This window comes from Streptomyces sp. NPDC088124 (assembly GCF_040685895.1).
GTDB lineage: Bacteria > Actinomycetota > Actinomycetes > Streptomycetales > Streptomycetaceae > Streptomyces.
In genome coordinates, this window is the sequence record NZ_JBFBJB010000027.1 from 12,510 (window position 1) to 36,352 (window position 23,843).

Genomic DNA, 23,843 nt, shown 5'->3' on the forward strand with positions numbered 1-23,843 from the left:
TGGAGGACTGAACAGTATGTGTGGAGCACAGGCCGGTGGCCCCGACGCTTCGACGATCAAGCCCGGCGAGACCACCATCCAGGGCTCGGTGACCCGCGACGGCGAGCCCGTCACCGGTTACGTACGCCTGCTGGACTCGACCGGAGAGTTCACCGCGGAGGTCCCGACCTCGGCGACCGGACAGTTCCGCTTCTACGCGGCCGAGGGCACCTGGACGGTGCGCGCCCTCGTCCCCGGCGGCTCGGCCGACCGTACGGTCGTCGCGCAGACCGGCGGCCTCTCCGAGGTCGCGATCGCGGTCTGACCGCTCGCACACGCGTAGGGCCGCACCCCGGGGGGACCGGGGCGCGGCCCTACGCGCTGTTTCCGGCGCCGTTCGGCGCTTCCGGCGCCTTCCGGCCCTACCGGCATCCGACGCTGTTCCGGTCGGCCCCCGTGAGTCGTACGCTGAAGGTATGTACGCGCGACGCCGTCGCCGGTATTTCACGCTGATGGGCGGATGTCTCTTCCTCTTCGTGTCCGCCTGGGCCTTCGTGCGTATCTGGTCCGTCCCCGCGGCCATCGCGCTCTGCGTGGTCGCCCTGCTGATCCCGCCGATCGCCGCCATCGTGGGCAACACGAAGGACAAGGACGACCGCTGGTGGGACGAGCCCCCGCAGGGCCACGAGAACGACGAGGCGGAGCGCTGGCTGGACGAACTGGAGCGCCGGAACCGCCCGTAACCCCTCACCGCCCGCCACGGCCACCGGGGCCGTCGCCCACCTCGAACCGCGGACGATCGGTGGCGCGTCACCGATCGTCCAGGGATGCCTGCCGGGCAAGGAACTCCTCGAACGCCGCCTTTTGCTTCGGATCCATGAAGCCTTGGCGGACATCGCGGGCCTTCTCCTGGAGCCAGTGCGCCTCGTCGGGGCCCAGCAGTTCGGCGACCACCACTCCTTTGCGGGCAACCGCCGTGCGCCCTCCTGCGCGACGGCGAAAGAGCGTGAACGCGTGACAGTGACGGGCTCGCCGACCGCCTCGGCCAACCCGAGCACCCTCTCCACCTCATCGTTGATCGGGTAACCCACCACTACATCGATCTGGATGCCCATGGTGCCGGAGGCTACCGGCCGCTTCCGGCATGCCGGACCCACAGCTCCGATTCACCCGAACCAGCGGCCGGCCAACCCGTGGACGCTACGCGTTCCGTGCGCCCGGGTTATTTGTCCAGTTCGCGCATCGCCTCGGCGTGGGCACTCATCCGGATGCTCACACTGCCGCTCGTGAAGAGCGCCACACCAACGACCGACACCGGAACGGACAGTCCGAGCACAGCCAGGACTTCGGGCCAGTCGCGTTCGTTCTGACACCAATCTCCCCTTTGCAGACCATCGTTGGCCGTACCACGTTCGGTCAGCAACCGTGACTCGCACTCCGCGGGGTAACGGTCGTCGGGCTCCTCATCGACCTTGTACGGCGTGAGCAGCAACAGGGCACACCATGTCCACTGGAGCGTGGCCACAGCCAGCAGGCCGATACCCCAGGCACGTATGCGCGCGGCACTGTCGCGGAAGTCGAGGTCGTATTCACGTGATCGCATGGCGGACGAATCTAACAAGCGGGTTCTCGCAGCGTGGCGGCGCTCTCCGGGCTCATCGCTGAGCCGTCTCACGTGATGTTGTCTCTGTGTGCGGACCAACAAGTCCAGGTGAGACGGAGGCAAGGTGTCATGAGACGGGACAGCGAGTGGGCATCAGGGCCGCTCGCCCTGCTCGGGGCCGACCGGATCGCGTACGGCGCTCCGCCTCGGCGGTGGTGGTGGGCCTGTTGGTCTACGGCCCTGTGGCGAAGTGGTCGAACTGGCCTGCTTTGACACCGCGTATGAAGGCGGCCAGGTTCTCGGGGGTCGCCGTGAGGATCGTGTCGGGGGCCTCGCTCTCGCGGAGCCTGATCGTGCCGTCGGTGGCCGCGGCGACGTTGACGCAGTTGGCCGCGGTGCCGCTGTAGGAAGACTTTTGCCAGTCGTAGGTGGACATGCTCTGAGAACGACGAGGCGGAGCGCTGGCTGGACGAGCTGGAGCGGAGAAACCGTCCGTAGCGCGAGAGCAGCGGCCGGACGGGACCGCGTGGCGTCGGTTACGCCGCCACGTCGCGCCGCGTGACGTCACGCCGCGTCACGTCGCGAGGCCGAGCTGACGCAGCATGCCGAGTTCGTCGCTGCTGCCCCAGCGCTCGACGAGCTTTCCGTCGGCGAACCGGCTGATCTGCATGCCCCGGTAGCTCACCGTCCGTCCCGTCGCGGCGTGCCCCATCAGCTCACCGAGGTGGGTTCCCGTGATGGTGTACGCGAAGGCGACTTCGTCGTCGGTGGCGACGACGTGCTCGACCTCGATGTGCAGATCCGGGAAGGCCCGCCGCATCGTGGCGAACATTTCTTCGTAGCCCGCCGGCCCCGGGATCTGGCCGGGAGCCGGGTCGTGATCCACCGAATCGGAGACGAAATAGGCTTCGAGTTCACCGAGACGGTTCTCGTTGACCGCTGATCCGAGCTTTTCCAACGTGGCGAGGTTGCTGTTGCGGGACATGGCACTCCCCGGCGTCGTGGTGTCGGGCGGGCCACGCCGGTCCGGGCTGCCATGGCCGACCCTTTCTCTCCTTCCACGGTAGAGGTGAAGGTGTTCGGCTGCCTGTTCCCGCCGGTCCGCGTCGCCCCGGGGCGGACGAGCCGGTCGAGAGTGAGTCCGGTGGCGACCGATCAAGGCAAGGATGACCGCTGATCAGCCCTGAGGAGCGGTCAGCACGGAGAACTCACGGCCGTCGGGATCCGTCATCATCACCCGGCCGGCCTCGTCCGCGCCGCTTTCGATCCGGGTCGCCCCGAGGGTGACGAGCCGGTCGACCTCCGCCTGCGGATCACCGCCGGCCGGGGGAGCGAGGTCGAAACGGAGTCGGCTCCTCCCGGTCCTCGGCATCAGCGGCGGGCCGCCCCAGGTGACCTTCGGACCGCCGTGCGGCGAGCGGATCGCGGTCTCCTGGTCCTGGTCCCAGACCAGCGGCCAGCCGAGTGCCTCGCTCCAGAAGTACCCGACGTCCTGCGAGCCGTCGCAGGCCAGCGCCCCGATGAATCCGCAGTCGGCGAGGAAGTTGTTGCCCGGTTCGATGACGCAGAACTCATTGCCCTCGGGGTCGGCGAGCACCACATGACCCTCCTCGGGGCGTTGGCCGATGTCGATGTGCCGGCCGCCGAGCCCGAGCGCCCTGTCCACCGTCTCCCGCTGGTCCTCCAGGGACGTGCTCGTCAGATCGAAGTGCATCGGGTTCTGGCCGGTCTTCGGCTCCTGGGCAGGGAGGAACCGGATCCGGAACCCGGTGTCGTCGCTCGGCAGGAGGACGAGGCCGTCGTGGGCGTCGTCCGTGGTCTCCCAGCCCAGGACGCCGGCCCAGAAGTGCGCGAGGCGGTGCGGGTCGTGCGCGTCGACGCACAGCGCGTGGAGGTGGGAAGTCATCCCTCGGTCCCCGATTCAGGAAGGCTTTCGTCCAAGTCGTGGCTGGAGCCTGCCCAGACGGTGCCATCCGGTCAACCGATTAACGGCCCGGGCCCGAGACCACCGTCCTGCCCGACCCGCCGCTCCGCACGGTGTCAGTAGACGAGTGCCTGGACGCCGTCCGCCATGATCTCGCTGACGAAGACCTGGGCGCCCGCGATCCGTACCCCGTCCAGCACGTCCTTCTCCGTGATCCCACGCCGCGCCGCGCACTGCGTGCACAGCGTGATCCGCCCCGCCGCCATGACCGACTCGATCAGCTCGGGCAGCGGCGCGGCGTGCGGCAGTTCGAACTCGGCCGCCCGTCCCGGCAGCGCGAACCACGCCGATTCGCCGGTCAGCCACAGCGAGACCTCCACCCCACTGGCCACGGCGACCGCGGCCACCGTGAAGGCCTGGGAGCAGCGCTCGGGGGCGTCGGTCCCGGCGGTCACTTTGATCACGAGCTTCTTGGCGTTCTCGGCGGATTGCATGGGCCGCATGGTAATCCGTCGCCCCGAGGTCCCCGGAGTGATCACCGCAGCCGGTCCCGGTGAGTCAGCACCGTGGTGGGATGGTCGTCGCCGGGCTCCCCTCCCTCCAGTGCCGGCGGGAGCGGTCTGCGGAAGGTCAGGGTGTCGAACGCCCCCGCGCCGTGATAGGTCAACGTGACCGTCGGACTGTCGACCCCGGTGTGCCGTGCCCAGTCCACTCTGGGGTCCCGTTCGCCCCCGTGCCGGTGTGGTGAAGGCGGCAGTTGGGGGGTGTACGGGGCGTAGGACGGATACGGTGGTATCTCCGCGCCGTGTTGGCCGTGTTGGCCCTGCTGTGCCGCGGCTTGTTCCGCGCCGTCACTGGTCACCACGACGATGACCCCGACGATGACCAGCAGGAGTCCGGGCGCGGTCGCGAACTCGAAGTTCTGCCCCATCAGCCACCACGCGGCGAACGCGGCCACCGGGGTCTCCAGCAGGAGCACGACACTGACCGTCGTCGCCGAGACCTTCCCGAGGACGAAGCTCAGCGCGCCGAGTCCGAGGATCTGGGGGAGGATCAGCAGCCCGAGCAGCGACAGTTGGGTTTCCCGGTCGAAGCCGGTGAGCGGGATGTCGGCCAGCCAGCAGACGGCGAGGAGTTCCAGACCGCAGACCAGCGAGGTGAACGTCGAGTAGAGGGGGGTGCTCACATCGGCGCGCGCCCGCTCGCTCAGGGCGGTGTACGCGGCCTGGGCGATAGCCCCGAGGAGCGCGAGCAGGTCGCCCATCAGCGCCGTACCGCCGGCCTGGATGTCCAGGCCCGCCGCCAGGGCCGTTCCGGCGACGGAGAGCGAGAGCCCGGTCCAGGTCCTGCGGGAGGTCTTGACGCCCTGGCCCGCGGCGATGAGGGCCTGCCAGACGGGCTGGGTGGCGACGAGCGCCGTGGACATGGCGACCGTGGTCATCCGGGTGCTCGTCATGAAGGCCGCGAAGTGGAGGGCGAGCGCCGTGGCCGCGAGGAATCCGAAGATCAGGGGTACCCACTGCTCCCGGCGCAGGAGGCGGCGCTCACCCCGTACGACGCGCGCCACCTGGCGGCGGCGCAGCAGCAGAAGGAGCGGCCCGAGCACGGCGAAGCCCAGGGCGTTGCGCCAGAAGGCCATGGCGAGCGGTGAGGCGGAGGCGAAGGCGGTGAGAGGCGCGGTGGCCGAGATGGAGACGACGGTGACGGCCATCGCCGTGACGGACAGTGGGTCGATTCTGGATTTCACGCGCGAGTACCGCCGTCCACGGTCGTTCCGGGTGCGGCGGGTGCGGCGGGTGCGGCGGGTGCGGTGGGAGAGGTGGGTGCCTTGGGCGACTGTCCGGTATGGGTCATTGGGTACGTGGTTTCTGTGCCGTGGGAATGCGGAGGGTGGCAGCAAGGGGGGCAGACTGGGAGACGGGGCGAGGCCGCCCAGGGGTTGTCAGCGCCGCCCGCCTTGTCGCGGCGTCGGCGTGGGCTGTCCGGAGCCCGTGCCCTGGCCGCCGGGCCCCGTGCCCTCTCCGTCGGGCGCGGTGTCACGGAGGCCAGGCGACACCGCCCCACAGGACCTTCGCCGGGTCACGGGTGCTTCGCCGGGTCACCCGGCGCGGGCCCGGCCTCCTCGGCCCCTGCCGGAACGCGGGCCGGCCACGGCGGCCGGATCACTCGGCCCGGTCAGGATGGTGACCGCCGGGGCCGTACAAGTGCCCCGGTGTCTGCCCCTCGGCGCACCTCGTCGAGAGGGCCGGCGCCCCACCCATTAGGCTGGGGCCCGGCCCGTACCGCGTCATACCGTTCATCCGAGGAGCACCCCGTGCTTGAGGCTTTCTTCACCGCCCTGCTGGTCCTTGTCTGTGTCGGCGTGCTCGCCTTCACCGGTCTGGCCGTGAAGAAGCTCTACCAGGGTCAGCGCTGATGATCGAGATCCCTTCCGACCTGCACCCGGACCTCGTTCCGCTCGTCTTCCTCCTCGGCGACTGGGAAGGCGTCGGCGTCTTCGACTTCCCCGGTGAGGAGAAGGCCAACTTCGGGCAGGAAGTCTCCTTCAGCCACGACGGCCGGGACTTCATCGAGTACGTGTCGCACACCTGGGCGCTCGACGCCGAGGGCAAGAAGGTCAGGCCGATCGAGTCCGAGTCCGGCTTCTGGCGCATCGACAAGGACCGCAAGGTCGAGGTCGTCATGGTGCGGGACCAGGGCGTCGTCGAGGTCTGGTACGGCGAGCTGGGGGACCAGAAGCCGCAGATCGACCTGGTGACCGACGCGGTGGCCCGTACGGCGGCCTCCGGTCCTTACAGCGGGGGCAAGCGGCTCTACGGGTACGTCAAGGGTGACCTGATGTGGGTGGGTGAGAAGTCCACCCCGGAGGTGCCGCTGCGCCCGTACATGTCGGCGCACCTGAAGAAGACCGTCAGCCCGGAGCAGGTCGCCGAGTGGGCCAAGGACCTCGGTGACCTCCCGGACGACGGCATCGCCTTCTTCAAGTAGTCCGCTCCGCGGGAAGCCGCGGAGGACCGCCGCCACGCCTGCCTACACTGGGGGCGTGGTGAGCACCGACTGGAAGAGCGATCTGCGGCAGCGCGGCTACCGGCTGACCCCTCAGCGCCAGCTTGTCCTCGAAGCCGTCGACTCCCTCGAACACGCGACGCCGGACGACATCCTCTGCGAGGTCCGCAGAACCGCCTCCGGGGTGAACATCTCCACGGTCTACCGGACGCTGGAGCTGCTGGAGGAGCTGGGCCTCGTCTCGCACGCCCACCTCGGGCACGGCGCTCCGACGTACCACCTGGCCGACCGGCACCACCACATACACCTGGTCTGCCGGGACTGCACGGCGGTGATCGAGGCGGACACCGAGGTCGCCGCCGAGTTCACGGCCAAGCTGCGCCGCGACTTCGGCTTCACCACGGACATGAAGCACTTCGCGATCTTCGGCCGCTGCCGGGAGTGCACGGCCCGTGCCGCGGACGGTGACGCCGCCGGGTGACCCGGCGCCGCCCGGGTGAGTCGTAGGCTTCATGACTATGCAGCGACACTCGACCACCAGCCCTCTCCTCACCCTGCCCGGAGCCGTCGCGGCCGAAGGCCAGGACGAAGGCGTCGCCGCGCACTACGGCGATCTGTTCCGGGAACAACGCGCCCTCGCCGACGGCACCGGCTTCGTCGACCTCTCCCACCGCGGCGTCGTCACCGTCACCGGCGACGACCGGCTGAGCTGGCTGCACCTGCTGCTCACCCAGCACGTCACGGAGCTGCCCGTGGGCCGGGCCACCGAGGCACTGATCCTCTCCGCGCACGGCCACGTCGAGCACGCCCTGTACCTCGTGGACGACGGCGCGACGGTCTGGGCACACGTGGAGCCGGGGACGCGGGAGGCCCTGGTGGGCTACCTGGAGTCGATGAAGTTCTTCTACCGGGTCGAGGTCGCGGACCGTACCGACGACTTCGCGGTGGTGCACCTCCCGGCCGGCTCCATCGCCGCTCCACCGGAGGGCGTCGTCGTACGGGAGACCCCGTACGGCCGTGATCTCTTCCTGCCGCGCGACGGGCTGACGGCGTACGCGGAGCAGCACGGTCCGCCGGCGGGGATCCTCGCCTACGAGGCGCTCCGCGTCGAGGCGCACCGGCCGCGGCTCGGCTTCGAGACCGACCACCGGACCATCCCGCACGAGGTGGGGTGGATCGGCGGCGCGGTCCACCTCGACAAGGGGTGCTACCGGGGCCAGGAGACCGTGGCGCGCGTCCAGAACCTGGGGAAGCCGCCGCGCCGGCTGGTCTTCCTGCACCTCGACGGCAGCGATGTCCACCTCCCCGGGCACGGGGCGCCGGTGCGGCTCGCGGCGGACGGGGCCGAGGGGCGGCAGCTCGGCTTCATCACCACCTCGGCCCGCCACCACGAGCTGGGGCCGATCGCGCTGGCGCTGGTCAAGCGCAATGTGCCGGTGGACGCGCCGCTGCTGGCGGGGGACACGGCGGCGGCTCAGGAGGTCGTGGTCGAGCCGTAGGCCGCCGGGGCGGGCAGCGGTACGGGAGGGCCCGGAGGTACCCGGGAGGGCCTAGAAGTCCAGCAGCACCGTGAACGGGCCGTGATTCGTGAGCGAGACGCGCATCTCCGCTCCGAACCGGCCCGTCTCCACCTTCGCCCCCAGCTCCCGCAGCCGCGCGACCACCGCGTCGACCAGCGGTTCGGCCACCGGACCCGGCGCGGCGGCGTTCCAGGTGGGACGGCGGCCCTTCCGGGCGTCCCCGTAGAGAGTGAACTGCGAAATCACCAGGAGCGGGGCGTTCGCCTCCGAACAGGACTTCTCGCCCTCCAGCATCCGTATCGACCAGAGCTTGTCGGCGAGCCGCCGTGCCTGCTCCACCGTGTCCTCGTGGGTGACTCCCACCAGCACACACAGCCCTTCGCCGACGATCTCGCCGACGGTTTCCGTCCCGGACCCGGTCACGGCGACGACGCTCGCGCCGTCGACTCTCTGTACCACTGCTCGCATACGGACCAACCTATCGGGGCCGAACGGGTGCGGAGCGCCCCCCTGCGCGGTGCCGGGAGTGGCACGATGCACAGAGGCGGTGCGCGGCAGGCACCCGTCGAGGGATGGGGGTCCCCAGCGGTGTGCGGGACGGGTCTCCCCAGTGGAGTGAGGGGAAATACGCGCGATGAGCACATCGAGCACATCCGGCGCCGGACAGCCGACGCAGCGGTCGAGGCCGCACGGCCCCGCGCCGGCGACCCGTACGACCAGCGGGGTCGGCAGTGGTGGCCCCGTGGGCGGCGGACCGGTGGGCGGTGGACCGGTGGGATGTGCGGGGGGCGGGGCTCCGGGAGGCGGAGAGGGGACGGCGGCGCTGCCCGCGCCGCGGCCGTACGACTTCAGCGTCCTGCTCCTGCCCGAACTGCGCGCGCTGCGCCGGGACTCGCACCGGGACGAGGGGGACCTCAGCTATCTGCGGCGGCTGCTGCAGGGCCGTATCGACATCCTGCGGGCCGAGTTGGCGCGCCGTACGGCGCCAGAGACCCCGTTGCTCGACCGGCTCTCCGAGATCCTCACCGACGCCCCGTCGCGGCACCGCAGCTCCGCCCGGCACGTCACGCTCTCCACGCCGCGCAGCGCGGAGTACCGGGCGCTGGCCGCGGAGACGCTGGCGGAGGTGGAGCTGTCGGACCTGGAGGCGCGTACGGACGAGGAGTTGCACTCGGCGATGAGGCGGCTGGTGCGCAACGAGCGTCAGCTCTCGCGCCGCCGTCACCAGCTCCAGCGGACGGCGGACGATTGCAGCGCGGAGATCGCGCGCAGGTACCGTGAAGGCGAAGCACAAGTAGACGACCTGCTCATGTAGGCGGCCTGCTCATGCCGGCGCCGATCCGTCCGTGCGTGGGCGGGGTCCGTCCTGCCTCTCCGGAAGGCCGAGGATGACCTCCACCACGCCCAGCAGCACGTCCACCGCGGTCGGTACGTCCGGTGGCACCGGTCCGGGCACGGGCCCCGGCACCGGTACGGGCCCCGGCATACCCCGGGACGTGTCGGCGCCGGTACTCGCCGAGGTCGTACGCTCCGGCTTCGTCGAGGGACGGCACCGCGGCGCGCTGGTGCTGCTCGCCGCCGACGGTACGGTCGAGCTGGAGCTGGGCGATCCGGGCGCGCCGGTCTTCCCGCGCTCCAGCAACAAGCCGATGCAGGCGGCGGCCGTGCTGCGGGCCGGGCTCGAACTCTCCGGGGAGCGGCTGGCGCTGGCCGCCGCGAGCCACTCCGGCGAGGGCTTCCACCTCGACCTCGTACGGACGATGCTCGCCGAGTACGGGCTGACCCCCGACGACCTCCAGACCCCGCCGGACCTGCCGCTCGATCCGGTGGAGGCGGAGTCGTACCTCGCCGCGGGCGGGGTGCGCGAGCGGATCACGATGAACTGCTCCGGCAAGCACACGGCCATGCTCGCCGTCTGCGCGCTCAACGGCTGGCCGACGGAGAACTACCTCGACCCCGCCCACCCGTTGCAGCGACTCGTGCTGACGGTGATCGAGGAGGCGGCCGGGGAACACGTCGCCACGGTCGGTACGGACGGCTGCGGCGCCCCGCTGATGGCCCTCAGCCTCACCGGACTCGCCCGCGCCTTCCGCCACTTCGTCCTCGCGGCGCCGACGACGGCCGAGGGGCGCGTCGCGGCGGCGATGCGCGCGCACCCCGAGTACGTGGCGGGCACGCGGCGCTCCGACACCTGGCTGATGCGGGAGGTGCCGGGGACGCTCTCCAAGATGGGCGCGGAGGCGGTCCAGGCGGTGGCGCTGGCGGACGGCCGCGCGCTCGCGTTCAAGATCGACGACGGCGGGGCGCGGGCGCTCGGCCCGGTGCTGGCGCGGGCGCTCCAGCTCCTGGGCGTCGAGGCGGAGGTGCTGGGCCGGATCGGACGCGCGCCGCTGCTGGGCGGGGGCGCGGAGGTCGGGGCGGTACGGGCGGCGTTCTGATTCCCGCCCTCGGGGGACCGGCGGAAAACCGGGTGCGCCGCCGGGAGAGCGCGCATACCGTGCCGACCATGAGCCCTGAGGTCCGTACCGTCACCGAAGCCGAGTTCCCCGACTGGAATCGCGCCCTGAACACCGGTTTCCTGCGTCCGCCGGGAGACTCGGACGCGATGGTGGCGTGGCGGCGCGAGGGCGCGGACCTCACGCGTACGCGCGGGGCGTTCGAGGACGGGCGGTGCGTCGGGACCTTCCGTTCCTTCGCCCAGGAGCTGACGGTGCCCGGCGGCGCGGTGCTCTCCGCCGACGCGGTCTCGAACGTCACCGTCTCGCCCACCCACCGCAGGCGCGGGCTGCTCGGCCGGATGATGGGGGCCGATCTGGCGCAGGCGAAGGAGCGCGGGGACACCCTCGCCACGCTCATCGCCGCCGAGTACCCGATCTACGGGCGGTACGGCTTCGGGCCCGCCGCGTCGATCACGGAGTGGGCGGTCGACGTGGCGCGCTCGGGGCTCGATCCGCGCTGGGCGGGCCCCGGCGCCGAGGACGGCGGCGGCCGGATCGACCTGGTCGACGGCGCGGACGTACGGAAGCTCGGCCCCGAGCTGCACGAGCGCTTCCGGGCGCGGCAGCCGGGTGCGGTCGGCCGGGACGAGCGCTGGTGGCTCAGGCAGACCGGGCAGGCGCCCGACGGACCCGGACACGCCTGGGTGGAGCCCTTCCACGCGGTGTACCGCTCGGCGGCGGGTGAGGTGGAGGGCCTGGCCACGTACGCGTCCGACGGCAACTGGGGCGACGCCAAGCAGCCGCTGAACACCGCGTCCGTACGGGACCTGATCGCGCTGACCCCGGCGGCCGAGCGTGCGCTGTGGCGGTTCGTCTGCTCGATCGACTGGATCACGACGGTGCGGACGGGTTACCGCGCGCCGGACGACCTGCTGCCGCACTTCCTGCCGGACCCGCGTGCGGCGCGCGTCGTGACGCAGGCGGACTACCTGTGGGTGCGGATCCTCGACACCGTACGGGCCCTGGAGGCGCGTACGTACGCCGTTCCCGGGGCGCTGGTGCTGGAGATCCACGACGCGGCGGGTCTGGCGGGCGGCCGTTTCCGGCTGGAGGCCTCGCCGGAGGGCGCGAGCTGCGCCCCCACGACGGAGGCGGCCGGACTGGCCCTGGACGTGCGGGAGCTGGGCGCGCTGTACCTGGGCGACACGTCTGCGCTGCGGCTCGCGGCGCTGGGGACGGTGACGGAGGAGCGGCCCGGGGCGGCGGCGGTGGCGGAGGCGCTGTTCCGTACGGGGCGGCGGCCTTGGTGTCCGGACGTCTTCTGATCCGTACGGGGCCGGTCGGTCCGTAGGACGGGCAGTTGGCCGTACGAGGGTCAGTTGGCCGTACGGGGGTCAACCGTGGCCGAGCCGGGTGACGAGGAGGGCCAGGACCGCGGCGCCGATTCCCGCGCAGGTGGCGTTCCTGGCCTTGATGCCGAAGGTGAGCAGGAGAAGCGCGACGGTCCCCGCGGTGCCGAAGCGCCAGTGCACGAGCTGGTCGAGCCCGATGCCGAAGGCTGTGGTGAGGAGCGCGGACACAGGCATGGCGGTCACTCCTTTACGGCGGGTGGGGAGAGCAGGAGTCGAGTTGGCTGCCAACTCGACGCCAACTAATGAAGCTGTCCCGCCAAGTTGCGATCCATAAACAAGTTCACTGTTACAACTGCCAGGAGATGGCAGGAAGTTGTAACGTAGGGTTGTGACGTCTGAACAGGCTGCTGTGAACGGCACCGGAAAGCCCACGCCGGAGGATGTGGCGGAGGCCCTGCGTGCCCGTATCGAATCGGGTGAGCTCGGAGCGGGTCAGGCCCTGCCCACGCAGAAGAACCTGGTGGCCGAGTTCGGGGTGCAGCGCGGGGTGATCCGGCAGGCCCTGCGGCGCCTCCGGGAGGACGGGCTGCTCACCGAGGTCACGCGCGGCGCCCCGCCCCGTATCGCCGACCGCGCCGCCACCGAGCGGGCCGCCGCCCGGCGGGCCGCGGCGGGCGGGGACGAGGCGCCGCAGGAGACGATGGTCGCGCTGCGCCCGCGCATCATGGCCGCGTTCGAGGCCGAGCACGTACGGATAGACGCCCTCTGTCTGACGGCGGAGTCGCTGAGCGCGGCCCTGGGCGAGCAGCGCCTGCGCGTCCGGGACCGGGCGGCCCTGTCGGCGGAGGCCGGTGCCGAAGCCGGCTCCGGGATGCCGGGTGCGGGCGCGCTGCCCGCCACGGTGACGGTCCGGGTGCTGCTGCCCAACCGCGACATCGACCTGGCGTTCCCGCGCTCCGTCGCCGCCACCGGCACGCACCCGGACGAGAGCGACCTCGTCCACCAGCGCTGGCTCCAGCAGCGCAACGCGCACGGCACGGTCCTGAGCGACCATCTGATGGGGATGCGCTCGGCGGGCATCGACGTCGACGTACGGTTCAAGGCGCTGCCCTTCACGCCGCCGGTGAAGCTGTACGTGCTCAACGGCAGCGAGGCGCTGTTCGCGTACTACAAGGTCACCGTGCGCGAGACGGAGATCCACCGGACGTCCGTCGAGATGTACGACGCGCTCGGGGACCGGTCGACGCTGTTCTCCTTCGGGTCGGGGGAGCTGCGGGCGCAGCGCGACAACGCGTTCGTGGCGGAGTCGGGGGCCTGGTTCGACGCGCTCTGGGAGACGATCGCGACGGACCTCGCGCTGGGATGACCCGTGTCGTACGGGTGTGGTTCGGGGCAGGATGTGGGGCGGACGGTCCGAGGGCCTGAAGGCATGAAGGCGTGGAGCCCTGAAGGTCCGCATTCCTGAAGGCCCGAAGGCCCGGAAACCCGAAGAACGGAGCGACTTGAACCCTCCCCCAGCTAAAGCAGGGGGGATTCCTGACTCAGGAAGCCTCACAGGTTGACAACCTGAATGGTCTTACTCCCTCAGCGCCGGCCGGGACGGAACCTGCCCGGTTTGCACAGCAAAGCAAGGGGGATCGTCGTGTTGGCTTGGTTCTCGCTCAACACGTCGTACGCGCTTGGTTCTCGCAACGCACGGCATCCAGGATACCCGACGTTGCGGGCGGTCTTTCGCCCTGGAGGCGAAACCCCGTTTCCCGCCCTGCTCCGCAGGAATCCGATTCCTCCCCGGCCTGAAGGCCGGGGCATCCTCGGAGGTTCCCGGTGACGCCGGGGTGGCTCTGGCGATCACCACGAACAACTCGCCGAGGGCCGTGCGGCGCTACCTCGAACGGACCGGCCTCACCCGGTGCTTCGGCGGTCACGTCTACGGACGCCGGCACGATCCGAGGCTGCTCAAGCCGCATCCGGACTGCCTGGAACGCGCGCTCAAGTGGACGGGCGTACCCGCGGGCGAGTCGGTGATGATCGGTGACGCGGAGGCCGACCTCCGCGCTGCGGAGCAGCTCGGCGTCCGTTTTCTCGGGTATGCGACGAGGGAGACGAAGAGCGACGTGCTGTACGGCGCGGGGGCACGGGTGGTGATGGACGAACTTCCGGACAACTTGACGAAGTTGGCAGCCAAAGTCCGCCAAGTCCACCAAACCCGCCACCTTTGATGCCATAGTCGCTGCGCGACGTCGTCCGTGGGCGACGTCGGTGGGCGGGCGACCGCTGATCCGAGTTGGTGAAGAAGGCGCCGACCTGCCCTCACTGCGGCCACCGGAGAGGTAGCTTCCGCAGGACGGCTCCACACGCGCCGGACACGCCACACACACCACAGATCCACATACACCGCAGAGCCACGTACTTCAGAGACATCACCCGTACCGAGGGCATAAGGCACAGTGCACAGGGCAATGACAGTCGGCAGGGCATCCCGCAGGGCATCCGCGACGGGATCCGACATTCGCAGGCAGGCGGGCGAGCTGAGCCGCGACGGCCAGGGGGTCACCGGCCCCCTGAACGGCTACCACCACGAGACGTACGCCTTTCCGCTGCCCGCCACGAACGCGCTCAGCGCCCGTTTCGAGCGCGCCAAGCTCCGTGCGCCCCGCCCCGGGCTGCTCTGGTTCGACCGGCGCTGCTTCGCCTCCGAGGACCTGTTGCTCACCGCGCTCCAGGGCCGGGTGGTGCGTATCCCGGAGATCATCAGGGTGGACGACGGCGTATACCTCCAGGGCTTCATCGAGGGCCGGACCCTCGACGCCCGCCAGGTGCCGGGACACCAGGTCTCCGGCCGTGGGCTCTCCCGGCGCCATGCCGGCCAACTCCGGGAGTTCTTCCGCCAACTGGTCTCGATCGACCCGAAGGAGCTGGCGGAGCACAGGGTGACGCGGATCTGCGCCCCGGACGACCGGACGGCGGAGGGCGACTCGGCGGCGTTCCTGGACCGGCTGATCCGGTTCACCGAGGAGCAGGTCCACCTGGGGCACGGCGAGCCCTACCGGACGCTCTTCGCGGAACTCGGCGTCGGCGCGGACGCCCTCGGCCGGCTGCGGAAGCGGACCGTGGAGCTGCGCTCGCGCCCCTTCGCCCTCCTCCACTGCGATCTGCACCGGAAGAACCTGATCGTCGACCGGGGCGGTGACCTCTGGGTCATCGACTGGGAACTCGCCATGATCGGCGATCCGCTCTACGACCTGGCCACCCACCTCCACCTGATGGGCTATCCGAGGCAGGAGGAGGCGCGCGTCAAGGAGCTGTGGGTGGCTGCGGTGGAGGAGGCGCGCGCCGGGAGTTCGTACGGCTGGGAGGAGGACCTGCCGCTGCTCCTCGCGTACAAGCGGGTGCAGTCCGTCTTCACCGACATCATCCGTACGGCGCTGCTGCTCGGCCCCGACGCGGAGTCGAACTGGCGGGTGCTGCCCCGGGTGGCGTGGCGGATCCAGCGCGTACTGGCCGCGGCGGAGCGTGAGTTGTACGGGGCGGACGCGGCGCCGACGGTACGGCAGGTGATGACCGCCTACCGGAACTGGTTCCGTACGACGCGCGAGCCGGACGAGGACGCGGCTACGACGTCCGCGCCCTGAACAGCACGCCCGACAGCCCCAGTGAGACGGCCAGGATCCCCGCGGTCCAGGCCAGCGCGGTCCACGGCGCCGTGCCCACCGGCAGCCCCAGCAGCAGGCCGCGCAGCGACTCGATCACCGGTGTGACCGGCTGGTGGTCGGCGAAGCCGTGCAGCCAGGACGGCATGGTCCCGATGGGCACGAAGGCGCTGCTCGGGTAGGGCAGGAACAGTACGAAGAAGGTGAAACCGGAGGCCGCCTCGGGGGACTTGGCGAGCAGTCCCACGGCCGCCGAGAACCAGGACATCGCGATGATGAAGGCGATCAGGATCCCGGCGGCGGCGAGCGCGGCGGCCGGCCCCGCGGAGGGACGGAAGCCGATCAGCAGGGCGACGCCGAGGACGAGCGCGGTCGAGACGAGGTTGCGGACGACGCTCGCCGCGACATGCCCGGCGAGGATCGGCGCACCGCCGACGTCGAGGGAGCGGAAGCGGTCGATGATGCCGTCCTTCATGTCCTCGCTGACGCTGACGGCGGTGCCGGCCGAACCGTAGCCCGCGCAGAGGATCAGGACGCCGGGGACGACGTAGGTGACGTACTCGGTCCCGGTGTTGATGGCGCCGCCGAAGAAGTAGACAAAGACGAGCATCATCATCACCGGGAGCATCATCGAGGTGATGACGGCGTCCGTGTTGCGCCGGCTGAGGCGGAGTCCGCGCCCGGCCAGGGTGCCGGCCAGCGTGGCGGAACGGGCTGCGGAACGGGTGGCGGAACCGGCGGCGGGGCGGGCGCCGGGGCGGGGCAGGGCCTCAGACACGGGCGGACTCCTTCGGGTGGGAGTGGGCGGACGAGCGGGTGAGGGCCAGGAACACGTCGTCGAGGGTGGCGCTGTGGACGGCGAAGCGCGCCACCTCCGTACCGTCCGGGTCGATCTCGTCCAGCAGGGCGCGCACCTGGGCGGCGCTGCCGTCGGTCGGCAGGCCGAGCGTGAGTGACCCGGGGACGTGGTGCACCGCGCGGTCCGCGAGGCGCAGATAGGCGTCGGGGCTGGTGAGTACGAGGTCGAGCCGGTGGCCGGAGACCAGGCTCTTCAGCTCGTCCGCGGTGCCCTCGGCGGCGATCAGGCCCTGGTCCATGACCGCGATACGGTCCGCGAGCCGGTCGGCCTCCTCCAGGTACTGGGTGGTGAGGAAGACGGTGGAGCCCTGCGCGGCGAGGTCCTGTACGACCTGCCACAACTCCTGGCGGCTGCGCGGGTCGAGGCCGGTCGTCGGCTCGTCGAGGAAGACGACCTCGGGGGCGCCGACCAGCCCGGCGGCGAGGTCGAGCCTGCGCCGCATGCCGCCGGAGTACGTGGCGGCGAGGCGGTGGCCGGAGTCGGTGAGCCCGAACCGGTCGAGGAGTTCCGCGGCCCGGCGCCGGGCGGCGTCCCGGGGGAGTCCGCCGAGGCGGGCCATCATGCGGAGGTTCTCGGCGCCGGTCTGCTTCTCGTCGACGGCGGCGAACTGCCCGGTCAGGCTGATGGTCCCGCGCACGCGGCGCCGGTCGGCGACGATGTCGTGCCCGGCGACGCGGGCGGTGCCGCGGTCGGGGGTGGTGAGGGTGGTGAGGATCCGTACGGCGGTGGTCTTGCCGGCGCCGTTGGGTCCGAGGAGGGCGAAGACGGTGCCGGGCTCGACACGGAGGTCGATACCGCGGAGGACGTGGACGGGTGTTTTCCCCTGCCCCTTGTAGGACTTTTCGAGGCCGGTGGCTTCGACGGCCGGTTGTGAACGCACGATCGTTCCCCCTTCGGGTCTCTTCTGCGTATGACATACGCGTTACTGTGTAAGGGTTACGCATTACTAGGATGGGCGTCAAGCGGCGGGGAGCGGCAGAAGAGAGGTGCGGCGATGACGGGCAACGCGAACAGCGCGGCCGGCGACGGCGGTACGGGGCGTCCGGGCTCTTCGGGACCCCTGGGGCCGCCCGGGCTTCCCGCCAGCATCGAGGCGGCATGGGGGCTGCGCGACCGCCCGTCCAAGGGGCCGAAGCCCGGCCTCACCCTGGCGCGCATCGTCGACGCGGCGGTCGGCCTCGCGGCGGCGGAAGGGCTGGCCGCGGTCTCGATGGGGCGGGTCGCCAAGGAACTCGGCGTCTCCACGATGTCGCTGTACCGGTACGTCGCCGCCAAGAACGAGCTGTACATCCTCATGATGGAAGCGGCTCTCGGCGCGCCGCCCCCGCCGCCGGACCCGGCTGTCGGCTGGCGCGAGGCGCTGACGCTCTGGGCGCGGGGCCAGCGGGCGGCGTTCCACCGGAACCTGTGGGCGCTGCGCCTCCCGATCCCGGGCCCGCCCAGCACGCCGAACATGGTGGCGTGGTGGGAGCGGGGGATGGTGGCGCTGGACGGCACGGGTCTGGACGACGGCACCAGGCTCTCGGTGATCCTGCTGGTCAGCGGCTACGTACGGAACGAGGCGCTGCTGATGGCGGATCTGGACGCGGCGGTCGAGGCGAGCGGTGCCACGCCCCGGCAGGTGATGGAGGGGTATGAGAACACCCTCCGCCGGCTGGCCGACCCGGCGCGCTATCCGTCGATCGCCCGCGTGATGGCCGAGGGAGGGTTCGGCGAGGCCGGGTCCGGCGGGGAGGAGGAGGCGGACATCGAGTTCGCCTTCGGCCTGAACTGCCTCCTGGACGGGGTGGAGGCGCTGATCCGGCGCACGGGGTGAGCGGGCGGGCGGGGGTGTCAGGCCGTATGCCCCGCCTCCCCGGCACCGGGGCGCCGCTGCGTAGGCTTCACCGTCATGAACGGCGACGAAGACAACGAGGTCCTCGACCCCGACCCGGCCTCCCATCCGGCCCCCCACTTCTCCCCCCATGCCGAGGTCGGCCTGCGCGAGCGCAAGAGGCAGCGCCGCTACCAGGACATCTCGGAGACCGCGATCGCGCTCTTCCTCGCGAAGGGCTTCGACCGGGTCTCGGTCGCGGAGGTCGCCGCCGCGGTCGAGATCTCCAAGCCGACCCTCTTCCGGTACTTCCCCGCCAAGGAGGACCTGGCGCTGTACCGGTTCGCCGACCACGAGGACCAGGCCGCGCGGGTGGTCGCGGGCCGGCCCGGCGGCGTACGCCCGCTGGAGGCGCTGCGCCTGCACTTCCTGGCCGGACTCGACGGGCGCGACCCGGTGACCGGCCTCAACGACCACGAGGGCGTGCTCGCGTACCACCGGCTGCTGTACGGGACGCCGAGCCTGGTGGCCCGGTTGTACGGATACCAGCGGCGCTCCGAGGAGGCGCTGGCAGCCGCCCTCGGGGGCGGGATCGAGGGGGCGCTCGGCGCCGGGCAGATCATCGCCGTACAGCGCATCCTCGCGCAGGAGAACTGGCGGCGGATCGCGGCGGGCGAACCGGCCGGGGCGGTCCATCCGGACGCGGTCGCGGCGGCGGAGCTGGCCTTCGAGCGGCTGCGCCACGGGCTCGTGCTCTGGTGACCCTGGTGACCCGACCTTTTTGTTTTACTGAGTAACGTTCTTTACCTGGTCACGCTATTCTCGGTGGAATGACGGCATCCGAGGCGGGACCCGAGACGGCATCCGAGGCGGCATCCGGGACGGCTTCCGAAGCGGCTTCCGAAGCGGCTTCCGAAGCGCTCGACGAGGAGCGGACCTACCACCAGGTCTGCCGCGCCGCCCTGGCCGGCATGGTGGACGACGCGCACGAACAGGTCGTCACCGGCGAGAACGCCTTCGCGTCCGGTGCGGACGCCGAGGTCCTCGGCCGCTATCTGCGCAGCTACGCCAAGGAGTTGCGGCAGGAGCCGGAGGGCCCGCTGTTCTTCGGCCGGCTCGACTTCACCGAGGGCCCGGCGGCCGGCGACCACAGCGGGCAGAGCTATCACATCGGCCGCCGCCGGGTCACCGAACACCCCGCCGCCCCGCCCCTCGTGGTCGACTGGCGCGCGCCCGTCTCGCGCGCCTTCTACCGCGCGAGCGCCGCCGACCCGCAGGGCGTGGCCGTACGCCGCAGGTTCGGGTGGGCGCCCTGGAGCAAGGGGGAGCCGGCGGACCTGACCGGCCTGGAGGACGAGCCGCTGGGGCCGGATACGGTGGCGAGCGGCCCCGCCGCGAGCGCCATCCTCACCGGTGAGATCGAGCGCCCCCGTATCGGGCCCATGCGTGACATCGCCGCCACCATCCAGCCCGAGCAGGACGAACTCGTACGCTCCGAACTCGGCCGCTCCCTCTGCGTCCAGGGCGCCCCCGGCACCGGCAAGACCGCCGTCGGCCTGCACCGTGCCGCATACCTCCTCTACACCTACCCGCGGCGGCTGCGGCGCGGCGGGCTGCTGGTGCTCGGGCCCAACCGCACCTTCCTCTCCTACATCTCCGAAGTCCTGCCCGGCCTCGGTGAACTCGGTGTCCGCCAGTCGACGGTCGGCGAGGAGATCGCGCGCCATCCGGTGCGGATCCAGGACACGGAGGAGACCGCGGCCGTCAAGCACGACGCCCGCATGGCGGAGGTGCTGCGCCGCGCGCTGTACGGACGGGTCGCGACGCACACGGCCCAGTTGGCGCCCCTGGTCGTGCCGGACGGCTCGTACCGCTGGCGCGTCGGGCCCGGCGAACTGGCCCGTATCGTCGCGGAGGTACGGGCCGAGGCGCCCCCGTACGGCACCGGCCGGGAGCGGGTGCGCAGCCGTGTCGTACGGGCCCTCCAGCTCCAGGCGGAGCGGCGCGCGGGGCCGCAGCCTGCGCTGTGGGTACGGCGGCTGAGCACCTCGCGCCCCGTCACCGCGTATCTGGACGCGGTCTGGCCCAAGGCGAGCCCCGAGGAGGTACTGGCCGGGGTGCTGGCCGATCCGGCGGCGCCGGCGGACGGCATCCTCACCGCCGAGGAGCGGCGGGCGCTCCGCCGCGCAGGGATGCGCGTCCCCTCGGGGCCGCGGGCGGCTCGGTCGCTGCGCTGGTCCACGGCCGATCTGGTGCTGCTGGACGAGCTCGCCGGGCTGATCGAACACCCCGAGGGGTACGGGCATGTCGTCATCGACGAGGCGCAGGACCTCTCCCCGATGGAGTGCCGGGCGATCGCGCGCCGGGTGTCCTTCGGTTCGCTGACGGTGCTGGGGGATCTCGCGCAGGGCACCACCCCGTGGGCGGCCCGCTCCTGGCCCGAGCTGCTCACCCATCTCGGCCGCCCCGACGCGGTCGTGACGCCGCTGACCACCGGATTCCGGGTGCCCGGCGCGGTCGTGGAACTCGCCAACCGGCTGCTCGCCTCGCTCGACGTCGACGTACCGCCGGCGCGTTCCCTGCGGGGTGCGGGGGAGCTGACGATCACTGGGCCGGACGGGCCGGGCGCGCCGGGCGGGCCGGACGACGGGACCGGCGGCCTGGACGCGGCGGTGGTCGACGCCGTACGCCGGGCGCTCGCCCGCGAGGGCTCGATCGGCGTGATCGCGGCCGGAGCCGAGGCGGAGCGGCTCCGTACCGTACTCGCCGGGGCGGGGGTGGCCACCGCGACGGCGGACGACCTCGGCGCGACGGCGGCGCGGGTGACGGTGCTGCCCGCGACGGCCGCGAAGGGGCTGGAGTACGACCATGTCGTCCTGGTCGAACCGGCGGCCGTCATGGCGGCCGAGGCGCGCGGGGCACACCGGCTGTACGTGGCGCTCACTCGCGCGGTCTCCCGCCTGGACATCGTCCACAGCCGCCCGCTCCCGGGGGAGTTGGCGGCGCCGGGCCGCTGACGGACGGCGTTCGGGCAGGGGGCGGAAGCGGAACGGAAGCCCTGGGCTGTACGTTGCTCTCGGCGAAGTGGGGAGCCTTATCCGTATGCGGTCGTACAGCGATATTCCGTCCATGTCCAGATGAACCGGATCCAGGTGTTCCGGGCGCACCAGCGAGGCCATTTTCATGAAGCTTCTGCACATCGACTCCAGCATCTCGGGCGCCGAGTCGGCCAGCCGCCAGATCTCGGCGGCCGTCGTCGCCCGCTTCAGGGCCGAGCACCCCGGCCTTGAGGTCACGTACCGCGATGTCGCCGCCGAGCCGCTGCCGCACCACTCGGAGGCCGTCCAGAAGCTCAAGCTGGCCTCCATGGTGCAGGAGGCGTCCATGGACCCGGTCGTGGCGGCCGGTACGGACATCGACGCGGGTGCCCGCGCACTGGGCGAACTGAGCAGGCTCGACGAGGCGTTGGGCGAGTTCCTGGCCGCGGAGGTCGTCGTGATCGGTGCCCCGATGTACAACTTCGGCATCCCCAGCCAGCTCAAGTCGTGGATCGACACCCTGCCGGTCTCGGGCAAGACCTTCCGCTACACCTCACAGGGCCCCGAGGGGCTGGCGGGCGACAAGCGCGTCATCGTCGCCTCCTCGCGCGGCGGCGAGTACGTGGCGGACACCCCGACGGGGGGCTTCGACCACCAGGAGACCTACCTCAGCAGCTTCTTCGCCTTCATCGGGGTGCGGAACCTCGAATTCGTCCGCGCCGAGGGCATCAACTACGGGCCCGAGCGGCGCAAGCGCGCGATCGAGGCGGCGCTCGCCGAGGCCGTCACGCTCAAGGCGGTCTGAGCCTCAGGGCGGTCTGAGGCGGCTCCGGGAGGCGGGCGGTGGGCGGAACGCGGCGCACACCGCGACCGCCAGTGCCTCGAACGCGGCCGCCGTCAGCAGCGCGCCCGGCAGCGACCAGGTGGCGACCGGTCCGGCGAGGGCGGCGCCGAGAGCGTATCCGGTGATCTTGAGGCTGGCACCCGTGGTGAAGACCTGCCCCCGCAGCCGGTCGGGCGCCTCCCGGTGGCGTATCGCGAAGAGGGCGGTGAGCTGCGGGCCTTCCCCGGCACCGGCCAGCACCATCGCGGCCAGGACCAGGGCGGGCCGGCCGGTCGCCGCGAGGACCAGGGCGACGGCCACGGCGAGGCTGCCCAGCCACAGGACGGCGTCCGGCGCGGGGGCCGGGGCCCGCGGCCGGGAGAGCGCCGCGTTGGCCGCGAGGGCGGAGGCGGCGACGACGGAGAGCAGGAGCGCGCCGTGGCCCGCCGTACCGAAGGCCTGCTCGCCCAGCAGGGGGCAGCAGACGATCAGCATGCCCCTGCCCACGGACGAGACGACCGACGCCGCCGTCGCGCGGGCCAGCGGCCGGGCGCGTGCCACGGCGCGGAATCCGGCGGCGAGTTCGGCGACGACCGGAGCAGGAGAGGCGGGCGGCCCGGCGCCGGACGGCTGGGCGCCGGACGGTCCGACGACGGGGAGCGTCAGCGCCGACGGCAGAGCGGCGCAGATCAGCGCGACGGACACGAGCACCCCGGCCGGTGCCCCGTGGAGCGCTGCGACGGCACCGGCCAGCGCGGGCCCCGCGAGGCTCGCGACGTGGAAGGTCATCGCGTCCTGTGCGGTGGCGCGCCGCAGCCCGTCCGGCGGTACGACGCGCGGCAGTTGGGAGGTCCAGCCCCCGGACAGGGCCGGCCCGGGCAGCCCGGCGGCCACCGCGACGAGGAGGGCGGTCCAGAGCGGCACGCGGTCCAGGTGCACCAGGGCCAGAAGGACGCCGAGCCCCGCCGCGTACAGGGCGAGCGCCCCGCCGAGCAGCCGCCCCGGCGCGGCCGACCGGTCGAGGAGCATGCCGAAGAGCGGTCCGCCGACCGCCGCCGCGACCATGACCCCGGCCAGCAGCGACGACGCGGTGGACGCGGATCCGGTGGCCGCCAGTGCGGCCGCCAGCAGGGCTGGGCCGGACATCTCGTCGCCGGTACGGGCCGCCGTGGCGCCGGCGACGTACACCGGGAGCGCGTAACGCCTCTTCATGTGCGGGACGTTACTCACGTAACTCAAATATCCGCCAGATGCGTTACAGTCGCGCCATGGAGCCCCCTTTCTCGACCCGGCTCTCGGTACGGGCCGCGGCGGACCGCACCGTCGCCCTGGTCAACGCCCTGACTGCCTCGGAGGACGGGGACCCGCCGGAACCGGACGCCGTCGCGGACGTCCTGCTCGCCCACGGCGAGCCCGGCCCCGTACGGCTCTCGGCGGACGACGTGGCGGAGCTGCGCTCGGCGGCACTGCACCTGCGCGAGGTCTTCGCCGCACCCGGCGTGGACGCCGCCGCGGCGGTCCTCAACCGTCTCCTGGGGCGCACTCTCGGCACCGTGCGCCTCACCTCGCACGAGGGCCGCACGCCCTGGCATCCGCACCTCGACAGCGACGACGAGGCCCCGTGGGGCGAGTGGCTGCTCGCCTCGTCCTGTCTCGCCCTGACCGTCCTGGTCTGGGACCGGCAGCGCCCGCCGGGCGGCCTCTGCGCCTCGTCGAGCTGCCGGAACGTCTTCCTCACCCAGGGCGCGGGGCCGGCCCGCCGCTACTGCTCCCGGCGGTGCGCGACCCGCGAGAGGGTCGCGGCGCACCGCCGGGCCGCCAGGACGGTCTGACGCGCG

General features: G+C 71.9%; 27 protein-coding genes and 1 pseudogene. 16 read left to right on the forward strand and 12 right to left on the reverse strand.

Going from position 1 to position 23,843, the window contains the following annotated elements; all coding sequences use genetic code 11:
• Positions 1–16 precede the first annotated feature (16 nt).
• The gene (locus AB0P17_RS22680; protein ID WP_030590573.1) at positions 17–304 is read left to right on the forward strand and encodes a DUF1416 domain-containing protein; all 288 of its coding nucleotides are present in this window, start codon (positions 17–19) and stop codon (positions 302–304) included.
• A 151-nt stretch (positions 305–455) separates the two neighbouring features.
• Entirely contained in the window at positions 456–722 is a 267-nt protein-coding gene (locus tag AB0P17_RS22685) for a DUF3099 domain-containing protein (protein WP_365813642.1), read from the forward strand.
• A gap of 67 nt (positions 723–789) precedes the next feature.
• Here AB0P17_RS22685 and AB0P17_RS22690 read toward each other — a convergent pair.
• The 7 genes and pseudogenes from AB0P17_RS22690 to AB0P17_RS22720 form a co-directional block, all read right to left on the reverse strand.
• Positions 790–1,094, reverse strand: a pseudogene (locus tag AB0P17_RS22690) (hypothetical protein).
• Positions 1,095–1,201: 107 nt separating this feature from the next.
• Entirely contained in the window at positions 1,202–1,582 is a 381-nt protein-coding gene (locus AB0P17_RS22695) for a hypothetical protein (RefSeq protein WP_365813644.1), read from the reverse strand.
• Between the two features lie 232 nt (positions 1,583–1,814).
• A complete protein-coding gene (locus AB0P17_RS22700; protein WP_365813645.1) occupies positions 1,815–2,018 on the reverse strand; it encodes a DUF397 domain-containing protein in 204 nt (67 codons plus the stop codon).
• 138 nt (positions 2,019–2,156) lie between these two features.
• Complete coding sequence (locus tag AB0P17_RS22705; protein ID WP_365813647.1) at positions 2,157–2,567, reverse strand: ester cyclase; 411 nt, start codon at positions 2,565–2,567, stop codon at positions 2,157–2,159.
• A 192-nt stretch (positions 2,568–2,759) separates the two neighbouring features.
• The gene (locus AB0P17_RS22710; RefSeq protein ID WP_365813649.1) at positions 2,760–3,488 is read right to left on the reverse strand and encodes a VOC family protein; all 729 of its coding nucleotides are present in this window, start codon (positions 3,486–3,488) and stop codon (positions 2,760–2,762) included.
• A gap of 134 nt (positions 3,489–3,622) precedes the next feature.
• On the reverse strand, positions 3,623–4,000 hold the full coding sequence (locus AB0P17_RS22715; RefSeq protein ID WP_365813651.1) for a DsrE family protein: 378 nt from the start codon (positions 3,998–4,000) through the stop codon (positions 3,623–3,625).
• Between the two features lie 41 nt (positions 4,001–4,041).
• Positions 4,042–5,253: a DMT family transporter gene (locus tag AB0P17_RS22720; protein ID WP_365813653.1), complete on the reverse strand. Its 1,212-nt coding sequence runs from the start codon at positions 5,251–5,253 to the stop codon at positions 4,042–4,044.
• Between the two features lie 668 nt (positions 5,254–5,921).
• On the opposite strand from AB0P17_RS22720, the gene AB0P17_RS22725 reads away from it, so the two are divergent.
• The 3 genes from AB0P17_RS22725 to AB0P17_RS22735 are packed head-to-tail and all read left to right on the forward strand — an operon-like array spanning position 5,922 to position 8,011.
• On the forward strand, positions 5,922–6,494 hold the full coding sequence (locus AB0P17_RS22725) for an FABP family protein (protein WP_365813655.1): 573 nt from the start codon (positions 5,922–5,924) through the stop codon (positions 6,492–6,494).
• Positions 6,495–6,549: 55 nt separating this feature from the next.
• Entirely contained in the window at positions 6,550–6,993 is a 444-nt protein-coding gene (locus tag AB0P17_RS22730; RefSeq protein ID WP_365813657.1) for a transcriptional repressor, read from the forward strand.
• A gap of 37 nt (positions 6,994–7,030) precedes the next feature.
• On the forward strand, positions 7,031–8,011 hold the full coding sequence (locus AB0P17_RS22735; RefSeq protein WP_365813783.1) for a folate-binding protein: 981 nt from the start codon (positions 7,031–7,033) through the stop codon (positions 8,009–8,011).
• 51 nt (positions 8,012–8,062) lie between these two features.
• Here AB0P17_RS22735 and dtd read toward each other — a convergent pair whose 3' ends face one another.
• Positions 8,063–8,500: a D-aminoacyl-tRNA deacylase gene (gene dtd, locus AB0P17_RS22740; RefSeq protein ID WP_365813658.1), complete on the reverse strand. Its 438-nt coding sequence runs from the start codon at positions 8,498–8,500 to the stop codon at positions 8,063–8,065.
• Between the two features lie 166 nt (positions 8,501–8,666).
• Here dtd and AB0P17_RS22745 point away from each other — a divergent pair, with 166 nt between their 5' ends.
• From AB0P17_RS22745 to AB0P17_RS22755, 3 genes are all read left to right on the forward strand, one after another.
• The gene (locus AB0P17_RS22745; RefSeq protein WP_365813661.1) at positions 8,667–9,347 is read left to right on the forward strand and encodes an ABC transporter substrate-binding protein; all 681 of its coding nucleotides are present in this window, start codon (positions 8,667–8,669) and stop codon (positions 9,345–9,347) included.
• 73 nt (positions 9,348–9,420) lie between these two features.
• Complete coding sequence (locus tag AB0P17_RS22750) at positions 9,421–10,470, forward strand: asparaginase (protein WP_365813663.1); 1,050 nt, start codon at positions 9,421–9,423, stop codon at positions 10,468–10,470.
• 68 nt (positions 10,471–10,538) lie between these two features.
• Positions 10,539–11,795, forward strand: a complete 1,257-nt coding sequence (locus AB0P17_RS22755; protein WP_365813665.1) for a GNAT family N-acetyltransferase — start codon at positions 10,539–10,541, stop codon at positions 11,793–11,795.
• 69 nt (positions 11,796–11,864) lie between these two features.
• Here the strand turns inward: AB0P17_RS22755 and AB0P17_RS22760 are convergent, their stop codons facing one another.
• Positions 11,865–12,056 (reverse strand): hypothetical protein, encoded by a 192-nt coding sequence (locus AB0P17_RS22760; RefSeq protein ID WP_365813667.1) that lies wholly within the window; start codon positions 12,054–12,056, stop codon positions 11,865–11,867.
• Between the two features lie 154 nt (positions 12,057–12,210).
• Between AB0P17_RS22760 and AB0P17_RS22765 the strand changes: the two genes are divergently transcribed.
• The 3 genes from AB0P17_RS22765 (at position 12,211) to AB0P17_RS22775 (ending at position 15,454) form a co-directional block, all read left to right on the forward strand.
• Positions 12,211–13,188, forward strand: coding sequence for a GntR family transcriptional regulator (locus AB0P17_RS22765; RefSeq protein WP_365813669.1), 978 nt, complete (start codon positions 12,211–12,213; stop codon positions 13,186–13,188).
• Positions 13,189–13,657: 469 nt separating this feature from the next.
• Complete coding sequence (locus tag AB0P17_RS22770) at positions 13,658–14,041, forward strand: HAD family hydrolase (protein ID WP_365813671.1); 384 nt, start codon at positions 13,658–13,660, stop codon at positions 14,039–14,041.
• Positions 14,042–14,281: 240 nt separating this feature from the next.
• Positions 14,282–15,454 (forward strand): phosphotransferase, encoded by a 1,173-nt coding sequence (locus tag AB0P17_RS22775; protein WP_365813673.1) that lies wholly within the window; start codon positions 14,282–14,284, stop codon positions 15,452–15,454.
• Here AB0P17_RS22775 and AB0P17_RS22780 read toward each other — a convergent pair.
• Both AB0P17_RS22780 and AB0P17_RS22785 read right to left on the reverse strand, forming a co-directional pair.
• On the reverse strand, positions 15,435–16,172 hold the full coding sequence (locus AB0P17_RS22780) for an ABC transporter permease (protein ID WP_365813784.1): 738 nt from the start codon (positions 16,170–16,172) through the stop codon (positions 15,435–15,437). The two genes, AB0P17_RS22775 and AB0P17_RS22780, sit on opposite strands and share 20 nt — an antisense overlap.
• Positions 16,173–16,242: 70 nt before the next feature.
• Complete coding sequence (locus AB0P17_RS22785) at positions 16,243–17,211, reverse strand: ATP-binding cassette domain-containing protein (protein WP_365813675.1); 969 nt, start codon at positions 17,209–17,211, stop codon at positions 16,243–16,245.
• Positions 17,212–17,325: 114 nt separating this feature from the next.
• On the opposite strand from AB0P17_RS22785, the gene AB0P17_RS22790 reads away from it, so the two are divergent.
• From AB0P17_RS22790 to AB0P17_RS22805, 4 genes are all read left to right on the forward strand, one after another.
• Positions 17,326–18,147 carry a TetR/AcrR family transcriptional regulator gene (locus tag AB0P17_RS22790; protein WP_365813677.1) on the forward strand — a complete coding sequence of 274 codons (822 nt, stop codon included), beginning with the start codon at positions 17,326–17,328 and terminating at the stop codon, positions 18,145–18,147.
• 75 nt (positions 18,148–18,222) lie between these two features.
• The gene (locus AB0P17_RS22795) at positions 18,223–18,906 is read left to right on the forward strand and encodes a TetR family transcriptional regulator (protein ID WP_365813679.1); all 684 of its coding nucleotides are present in this window, start codon (positions 18,223–18,225) and stop codon (positions 18,904–18,906) included.
• A 68-nt stretch (positions 18,907–18,974) separates the two neighbouring features.
• Positions 18,975–21,161, forward strand: coding sequence for an ATP-binding domain-containing protein (locus AB0P17_RS22800; RefSeq protein ID WP_365813681.1), 2,187 nt, complete (start codon positions 18,975–18,977; stop codon positions 21,159–21,161).
• 166 nt (positions 21,162–21,327) lie between these two features.
• Entirely contained in the window at positions 21,328–21,987 is a 660-nt protein-coding gene (locus AB0P17_RS22805) for an NAD(P)H-dependent oxidoreductase (protein ID WP_365813683.1), read from the forward strand.
• 3 nt (positions 21,988–21,990) lie between these two features.
• Here AB0P17_RS22805 and AB0P17_RS22810 read toward each other — a convergent pair whose 3' ends face one another.
• A complete protein-coding gene (locus AB0P17_RS22810) occupies positions 21,991–23,217 on the reverse strand; it encodes an MFS transporter (RefSeq protein ID WP_365813685.1) in 1,227 nt (408 codons plus the stop codon).
• Between the two features lie 56 nt (positions 23,218–23,273).
• Between AB0P17_RS22810 and AB0P17_RS22815 the strand changes: the two genes are divergently transcribed.
• On the forward strand, positions 23,274–23,837 hold the full coding sequence (locus tag AB0P17_RS22815; RefSeq protein ID WP_365813687.1) for a CGNR zinc finger domain-containing protein: 564 nt from the start codon (positions 23,274–23,276) through the stop codon (positions 23,835–23,837).
• The last annotated feature ends 6 nt before the right edge of the window (positions 23,838–23,843 follow it).